Source organism: Actinocrispum sp. NPDC049592 (genome assembly GCF_040675465.1).
Lineage (GTDB): Bacteria > Actinomycetota > Actinomycetes > Mycobacteriales > Pseudonocardiaceae > Kibdelosporangium.
Genome location: NZ_JBFAPA010000029.1, coordinates 122,732 through 129,204 on the forward strand (window position 1 = coordinate 122,732; position 6,473 = coordinate 129,204).

At 67.6% G+C, this 6,473-nt stretch carries 5 protein-coding genes and 1 pseudogene; 2 read left to right on the forward strand and 4 right to left on the reverse strand.

Annotated elements, in window-relative coordinates; all coding sequences use genetic code 11:
- The first annotated feature begins 25 nt into the window (after window positions 1–25).
- Complete coding sequence (locus AB0J95_RS48880) at window positions 26–1,261, forward strand: SEFIR domain-containing protein (protein ID WP_364773397.1); 1,236 nt, start codon at window positions 26–28, stop codon at window positions 1,259–1,261.
- A 68-nt stretch (window positions 1,262–1,329) separates the two neighbouring features.
- Window positions 1,330–2,127 carry a class I SAM-dependent methyltransferase gene (locus tag AB0J95_RS48885; protein ID WP_364773398.1) on the forward strand — a complete coding sequence of 266 codons (798 nt, stop codon included), beginning with the start codon at window positions 1,330–1,332 and terminating at the stop codon, window positions 2,125–2,127.
- Here the strand turns inward: AB0J95_RS48885 and AB0J95_RS48890 are convergent.
- The 4 genes and pseudogenes from AB0J95_RS48890 to AB0J95_RS48905 form a co-directional block, all read right to left on the reverse strand.
- Window positions 2,124–3,716: an alkaline phosphatase family protein gene (locus tag AB0J95_RS48890; protein ID WP_364773407.1), complete on the reverse strand. Its 1,593-nt coding sequence runs from the start codon at window positions 3,714–3,716 to the stop codon at window positions 2,124–2,126. The two genes, AB0J95_RS48885 and AB0J95_RS48890, sit on opposite strands and share 4 nt — an antisense overlap.
- Window positions 3,717–3,766: 50 nt before the next feature.
- Entirely contained in the window at window positions 3,767–4,891 is a 1,125-nt protein-coding gene (locus tag AB0J95_RS48895) for a Dyp-type peroxidase (RefSeq protein WP_364773409.1), read from the reverse strand.
- A 29-nt stretch (window positions 4,892–4,920) separates the two neighbouring features.
- Window positions 4,921–6,063 (reverse strand): EfeM/EfeO family lipoprotein, encoded by a 1,143-nt coding sequence (locus AB0J95_RS48900; protein WP_364773399.1) that lies wholly within the window; start codon window positions 6,061–6,063, stop codon window positions 4,921–4,923.
- Between the two features lie 310 nt (window positions 6,064–6,373).
- Window positions 6,374–6,473: pseudogene (locus AB0J95_RS48905) on the reverse strand (IS481 family transposase); the annotation flags it as partial.

Here is a 6,473-nt window from a genome sequence, read left to right on the forward strand (position 1 = left end):
CTGTTTCTGGGGTTCAATCACCCGGATGAGCACCGAGTTGGCGTTGACGCGAGTGTTCATTTCCTATTCGCACGATTCGGCCGGGCACAAGGAGCAGGTCCGCCGGTTCGCGACCTTCCTGCGCGAGGACGTCGGGCTGGACGTGCACATCGACGCCTGGTACGACGACGACCGGCGGGACTGGTCGGCGTGGGCGATCGAACAGTTGCGCAAAGCGGACTTCATCCTGGTGGTCGCCTCGCCGGACTACCGCAGGCGCGCCGACGGTGAGGCCGAGCCCGACGAGGGCCGCGGCGCGCAGTTCGAGGCCGCGATCATCCGCGACATCCTGACCCGGGACCTGAAAGGCCAGACCCGCCGGGTGCTTCCCGTTGTCCTGCCTGGACGTTCGGTGGACGACATCCCGACGTTCCTGTGTGCCTACTCGACGACCCACTACATCGTCTCGGAGTTCACCTGGGCCGGCGTCGAGGAGCTGCTGATCGCTTTCGGTGGTACCGCACGGTTCCCGCTGCCGGTGGTCGGCGTGAACGTCACACCCGCGGAAATCGCCATCGGGGATCGGGTGTACCTGCTCGCCGACGAGGTCGTCTCCGAAGGCCTGCGGCTGCAGGCACTCGCGTCGCTCGGTGACCGGTATGTCTGGTTGCGCCAAGCCGAATCGGGCGCGGGGTCGGCGCTGGAACGCGAGTTCCTCCTGCTGGCCCGCCTTGCCGGAGTTCCCGGGGTGCCGCCCGCGGTGGACTTCGAGTCCGACGACCGGGTCGCGACCCTGGTGACCGGCTGGCCCGCCGCGCGGTCCGGCCCCGCGGCCAGCCTGGAGTCGCCGGAACGGATCGATCCCCGGCTGCGGTACGGGTTGCTGGGTGGCCTGGCCGAGATCTGCGTGACCCTGGCGGAGATGCACTCGCTGGGGTTGACCCACCGCAACCTGACCCCGGCCGCGCTGATCCGGCACGACCGGCTCATGTTGCGCGACCTCGGGTTGGCGGCCACGGATTTCCGGCAGGACGAGGGACCCGAGTACTACCAGGCGCCGGAACAGCGGGGCAGCGGCCAGATCGGCCCGCGCACCGACGTGTACCAGGTGGCGGCCCTGGCCTATCACCTGCTGACCGGCCGGCCGCCGCACGCCGCGCAGCCGATCGCCGGCCAGGTGCCGGGCGAGCTGGGCAAGGCGATCGACCGGGCGCTCGGTCCGGAACCCGCCGCGCGGCCGGACATCAGCGTCCTCGGCGACGCATTGCGGTATGCCTCGTAACCTTCTGGCGCTTTCGAAAGATTTGTTTTTGTGCTATAATAAGAAAATCTCGATGTAACCTGCGTGCCGTGAAACGCAGTGCTCTGACGGCCGCCGCCGCGCGTGCCGCACATCTGATCGTCGACGCCGAACCATTCATCTTCGCCGATACCCTGGCGTACCAGGTCTTGGGCGAACAGGCCGAGGAACTCGTTCAGTACCACCGCCTCCACGGCACCCATCCGATCCTCGCGGGCGCTCGCGCGACCGTGACCACCCGCAGCCACTACACCGAGACCCGTCTCGCTGCCAGTGGCCTGGACCAGTATGTCGTCCTCGGTGCGGGCCTGGACACTTTCGCTTACCGGGCAACGGGTATCCGCATCTTCGAGGTCGACCATCCCGCCACTCAGGCCCGCAAGCTGGAACTCCTGGCCGCCGCGGGCATTCCGGCGTCCGCCACCTACGTCCCGGTCGACTTCGAACAGGACTCGTTGACCAAGCAGCTCGTCCACGGTGGACTCGATCCGGCCCGGCCCGCGTTCGTCAGCTGGCTCGGCGTCACGATGTACCTGACGCCGCAAGCCATCGCTCAGACTCTCGCCGACCTCAGCACGCTCGCCCCCGGCACGGAGATCGTCTTCGACTACCTGCTTCCGGAAGACCTGCGCGACCCCGCCGGTCAGGCATACGCCGCCGCCATCTCCGCACACTCCGCCGAAAACGGCGAACCCTGGCTGAGTTTCTTCCGTCCCGACCAGCTGGCGCTGCAGGGGTTCTCGCTCATCGAGACGGTCGGGCAGCATGACTTGCCTTGCTTGAAGAACAGGGCGGACGCGTTGACCGCATCCGCCCTGTCCATGATCGCGCACGCGCGCCTTCGTTAGTGCTTGACAGCACCGGTCTTCGGGTCCAGCGGCAGGGCGTCGGCCCGGTTCCACGGGAACCAGAAGTTGAACATGTTCCACATCCCGTTCGCCCGGGTGTCGAACGAGCTGTCGCCGATCCGGCCGGTCAGCCAGTTGTCCTCGACGAACTTCAGCACCGAGGTCTGGTCGGTCTGGGTGTGGTCGACGTAGTTCGTCTTGCTGTACGGGGAGATCACCAGCAACGGCAGGCGCGGGCCGTAACCGCAGCGGTCCGCGTAGCCGGCCAGGTGGGTGGGCTTGCCCGTGCAGATCGCCTGGTCCTGGCCGGCGTCGTGGCTGCCGTTGACGACCTGGCCGGGCACGTGGTCGTACCAGCCGTCCGAGTCGTCGTAGGCCAGCACGATCGCGGTGGACTTCCAGTCCCTGGAGTGCTGGATCTTGTTGATCTCGTTGACCACGAACTCCTGCTCGTCTAACGGGTCCGAGTAGCCGGCGTGGCCGTCCTGGTACTCCGGCGCCTTGAGGAAGCTCACCGCGGGCATCGAGCCCGCCTTCAGCGCGGCGTCGAAGTCGGTGATGTCGTACTGGTGGTTGGCCTGGTCGGTCTGGCCGATGGCGTCCACAGAGGACGGCGGGAGGTGCTTCGGGTTGGCCGTCGACTGGTAGTACTGGAACGGCTCGTGGTGCGGGCTGTAGTCGACCACGGAGAACCCGCCGATGTTGGTGTGCGTCTGGCCGCACACCGCGAACCCGTTGGCGGTGCCGGTCGGCCTGAAGCCGCCCTGGAACCAGCCCCAGGTCACGTGCCGCTGGTTGAGCAGGTCACCGATGTTGCGGCCGTGCATGGTGGCCAGGTTGTCCTTGCTCGTGTGGTTCTTGTCCGAGCAGTCGTCCCAGGCCGGGTCCGGGTCGTTGATGACCGTGCCGATTCCCTTGGCATCAGGGGAAACGACGGCGTACGAGTCGGTGGTGGGCTCGTGCGTGACCGAGGTGAGCGCCTGGGCGCCGTGGGTCTGGCCGGAGATGAGGTTGAGCGCGCCCGGAGTGGACGGGCCGAACACGGTGTTGAACGAGTTGTCGTTCAACGCGTAGTGCTGCGCGTAGTTCCACATCGCCGTGACGGTGTTGCCGTCGTAGTAGTCCATGACCAGGCCCGGCTCGCCGAACAGGATCGGCTGCCCGGTGCACTTGTCGGTCTCGGTCTTCTCGACGAACTTGTCCATCTTGCCGCCGTTGAACGCGGCCTGCTCGGCGCCGTACCCGTGGTTCTGGTCGCAGGTCATGGCCTGCTCGTGGGTCAGGCGCTTGGGGTTGTAGGCGTTCGGGTTGTTCGTCAGCAGGTCGTGGCCGAGCCCGTTGACCTTCGGCGTGTTGTGCTTGGCCTGGAACGGCGTGCCGTCGGTGTTGGCCGCGTCCGGGTAGGTGCCGAAGTAGTGGTCGAAGGAGATGTTCTCACCGAAGATCACGACGACGTGCTTGATCGGCGTGATCGTGGGCAGCCACTCCGCGGGCCGCTGGTGCAACGGTTGAGCTTCCGCCGTGGTCGCGGCGGAGCCAGTGACCACCGCCAGCACGGCGGCGGACGCGATCGCGCCCACCCCGTACATCGCTCTGCGGCGCCTTGTGTTCACTGGGTTTTCCTCTCGGTGGTGGGGACTTAGCCGAGCAGTGCCCGGCCGTAGTGGTCATCCGGACCGGAAACACCTGGCAGCGCGTAGAAGTAGCCGCCGCCGAACGGGGAGATGTAGTCGACCAGCGGCTCGTCGGTGAGCCGCTTCTGGACCGCTTCGAACTGCCGTGCCAGATCCTGCTGGTAGCAGAGGAAGATCAGGCCCATGTCCAGGTTGCCGTTGACGTCCACGCCGCGGTCGTAGTTCACCGCGCGCCGCAGGATCCGGCTGTCGTCGGTCTCCGGGGTGCGCGGGTTGGCCTTGCGGATGTGGCTGGTCAACGGGATCGCCGAGCCCACCGGGTCCTCGGCGTAACGGGGCACGTCCCTCTCGTCGGTGCCGTCCAGCGGCGCACCGGTGTCCCGGCGGCGGCCGAACATGTTCTCCTGTTCGGCCAGCGAGACCCGGTCCCAGAACTCGACGAGCATCCGGATCAGCCGGACCACCTGGAAGCTGCCGCCGTCGGCCGTCCACACCAGACGGTCGATGTCCGCGCCCTCCGGGTTGGAAATGCCGTCCTTGAAGCCCATCAGGTTGCGGGGTGTTCCGTTCGGACGCGACGGTGAGCTGAACCCGTTGAGCTTCCACTTGATCTGCATGCCGCCGCGGGTCGCGCGGGTGATGTCCCGCAACGCGTGCAGGACGGTGTCCGTGTTGGTCGCGGCCAGCGTCAGGCTCAGGTCGCCGTGGCACTGGGCGGCGTCGAGAGCGTCGTTGGGGAACACCGGCATCGGCTTGAGCCCCTTGGGTTTGCGCGCGGCCAGCCCGAACCGGTCGTCGAACAACGAGTCGCCGACGCCGAGGACCACCGAGAGATCACCCTTCGGGACCTGCGGGCCGAGCACACCCGAGTCGGCCGGAGGAGCGGTGATGCCCACTGTGGACGGTGGGCCGCCCGCGGTCAGGAACCTCGCGCGGTCGGTGATCGCCTTCAGCAGGTCGGTCAGCTCGCCCTTGCCGTCCGCGGTGACGTCGAACGAGGCCACGATGCTCTGCGCGGGCGGCACCCGCAGGATCCCGGCCTGCCTGGTGCCGTGGAACGCAATCGTGTCCGCGACGGTCTCGGCCGAGGTCAACGTGCCGGCGGCGGCCAGCCCCGCGGCGCCGGCCATCGCGCCGCGGAGGAACGAACGACGCGTGCTCACGAGACCCTCCTCGGCTCCGCGATGGCCGCGATCGGGGCCAGCAGCTCGCACAGCTGGCTCACGTCCGCGTTCAGCCGTTGCCGGGTCTTGGGATCCAGCTGGGCGACCGGGACGGCACCCGCCTTGTCCACATCGGACCGGGTCCGGGTGATCCACTTGTCCACTGTGGGCAGAGCGGGGTAGCGGGGCGTCAGCAAGGGCCGCAGCACGTCCAGGACCGCCTGGGTGCCGTCCAGGTTCGCCTTGGTGGTGGCCAGGGTGCTGCCGCTGCCGTAGTCGGTGTGCCCGGTGAGCTCGAACTGCAGCGTGTTCTCCATGATCTCGTGGGCGCGCAGGCCGAGGTCGTTGCCGTCGATCTGGCTGTCGGCGAACGTGTCCCGCAGCTTCCGCGCGTCCGCGTCCAGCTGGTCGGCGACCGGTGCAAGCGCTGCCATGTCCTCGTTGTGCCAGAGACCGGCTTCCACTCGATGGAACCCGGTGAAGCCCTCGTCGGCCGTGCCGCCGGGCAGCCCGTCGGCGGTGCCGTTGATGGACCCGTCGAAGTCGCCGAACGCGTCGTAGGCCGCGCCGAGTCGTTCGTAGGCCAGATACGCGGTCAGCCAGGCGGTTTTGGCGGCATCCCGGTTTCCACTGTGGACGGCGTCCTTCAGCGCGGCCGTCTGTCCGGCCAGGCCGTTCAGGCCTTCCTGGGTCTTCTGTTCGTACGTCTTGAGCGGGCCGAGCAGGTCGTTGCGGGTGACCGGGGCCACGCCGGGCGATCGTGTGGCGCCGCCGGTGACTGTCACTTTTGGACCGGTGATGGCCGGCGTGTCCTCTGGCAGGCAACGGAAGGCGTAGTCGCCGTTGGCCAGCGTGACCTGCATCGGGCGGGTGGTTCCGGCACTGAGGCCCTCGACCTCGCCGTAGATCACGCCGGTCGCGGGGTCGACCAGGTCCACCTCCGCGGTCACCGACCCGGTGTTGTGCAGCTGGAATACCTGCGGGCCTGGCCGGGGATCGGACCACCCGGTCCCGCAGGACGACCGGGAGATCTCCACCTCGGGATCGGCATGCGCCTCGTCGCCGGGCCAGGCCGCCACCACCACCCCGGCGGCGATCACCGCCGCACCCGCGGCCACCGCGATCCAGCGGGCACGCACAGTTCTGACTCCTCGATCGGTCGGGCTACCGGTGAATTATGCGAGCGGAAAGCACGGAAACCGCCCGTCAGACGGTCGAGGCTGCCCGGAATTCACCAGGACTTCAACCTTCGCTCGTCGTAAAAAGGGAAATAGGGACGAAGGCCGCGAGGCGCTATGTCTGGTTCTGCGGGTTTGCCGTGAATGCGCGGTGAATCATTCATCCGCGATATGCATATCTTTGCCTGTTTGCATGGTTTCGTGGGAACTGAACGGAGTTCCCGCTGGAGTTTTTCGACGAGGCGGTCGACACGCCCGGCTGGTTCTCGGCCTAGGTGTACGAGGCCATGACGTTGGTGACGCCGGTGTGGAGCCGGATGGCTGGTGGTTGGTTTCCGGCGGCAGTGTGGGGTCGATGGTAGTTGTAGTGC

Excerpts from the sequence above, each read along its gene's own strand:
- AB0J95_RS48880 (WP_364773397.1), top strand. The coding sequence starts at position 26 with ATGAGCACCGAGTTGGCGTTGACGCGAGTGTTCATTTCCTATTCGCAC.
- AB0J95_RS48890 (WP_364773407.1), bottom strand. The coding sequence starts at position 3,716 with ATGTACGGGGTGGGCGCGATCGCGTCCGCCGCCGTGCTGGCGGTGGTC.
- AB0J95_RS48895 (WP_364773409.1), bottom strand. The coding sequence starts at position 4,891 with ATGGCCGGCGCCGCGGGGCTGGCCGCCGCCGGCACGTTGACCTCGGCC.